The following is a 1,116-nucleotide window of genomic DNA, read 5'->3' as shown; positions in this document are numbered from 1 at the left end:
TATGTTATACTTCAAAAAGATAAGGAATACTTAAATGCAATATGTTTGGCACCAGTGCAAACACTAAATTATATATTTAAATATATATAAAAAGTTATAATAACATAAATACCTATGTTTAAATTTTAAAAAAGAATACTATATTTTATATAATACATATATCTATTAAACACACATATATATTAGCTGTAAAATATATTTTTTACATTCTTGAATAATAAGCGATTTTATTATATAGTAATCTCTCATATTAAATTATTTTTATAAAGTCTAGTTAATATTAGTAGCAAGACTTATACAAATATTTTTTATAATCAAGAAATTATTGAGTTGATTCTTAAACTATATACTGAATAATATCGGAGCAAACATCATCTTAAAATAAGAAAAGCACTATATATAAATATAGTTATTTAAAATATTAATCTTTTCAATACAAATACTATAATTTATAATTAAAAAAATAATAAAGAAAACAATCATTATTTTTGCTATATTTAATATTTTTCTTATTTTAAAAATAAGAGAAATTTATATAAAATCAGCAGTATAAACATAGTATACTGCTGTTATGATCAATCAAAATATTTTTTATTAATTTGAGTATTCTCTTTCAAGTTGTTTTGCTATAGCCCATCCTGCTGCCTCTATTAAAGCAATACTAATAGTAGGGGCAACCACTTGTCCTAAACCAGGTATAAATTTTGATAATTCCTTTCCTATAACTTTTATAGGCTGCTTTAATACCTGCTTCTTTAAAGCACCTATTGCTATTCCTTTTGCAGCCTCTACAGTAAGATCTCCTCCAAATACTGCTGCTAAAGATGTAGTCATAGTAGTTAGAGCAACAATATCAGCTGCTACACCTAAACCAGGTACAGGTGCAACATTACCAGCACCACATGCGATGGCACAACTATGTATAATAGCATGGCATTTTTTATTTTGGGCATCTGTCATAAATATATCTCCAAATAAATTAAATATAAATTAAATAATAGAACAATTATAATCAAAATAATACTATTTGTCAATATACAACACTAAATTATATTGTTTAAGAGCCATAGATATTGCACACTTTTAGTTTAAAAAAAGCAGGTATTCCTTATAATT

1 protein-coding gene is annotated in these 1,116 nt (G+C 24.1%); it reads right to left on the bottom strand.

Annotation, left to right across the window (positions count from 1 at the left end):
* Positions 1 to 594: 594 nt before the first annotated feature.
* Entirely contained in the window at positions 595 to 960 is a 366-nt protein-coding gene (locus EZH24_RS12330) for a hypothetical protein (protein WP_137999354.1), read from the bottom strand.
* Positions 961 to 1,116 lie beyond the last annotated feature (156 nt).

Origin of the sequence: Brachyspira catarrhinii (assembly GCF_005518285.1) — a bacterium.
GTDB lineage: Bacteria > Spirochaetota > Brachyspiria > Brachyspirales > Brachyspiraceae > Brachyspira > Brachyspira catarrhinii.
The sequence above is the reverse complement of the archived record's forward strand: the minus strand, read 5'-3'. Positions and strand labels throughout refer to the sequence as shown.

What these genes read in the sequence shown, in the direction of transcription:
- EZH24_RS12330 (WP_137999354.1), bottom strand. Translation starts at nt 960, where the DNA reads ATGACAGATGCCCAAAATAAAAAATGCCATGCTATTATACATAGTTGT.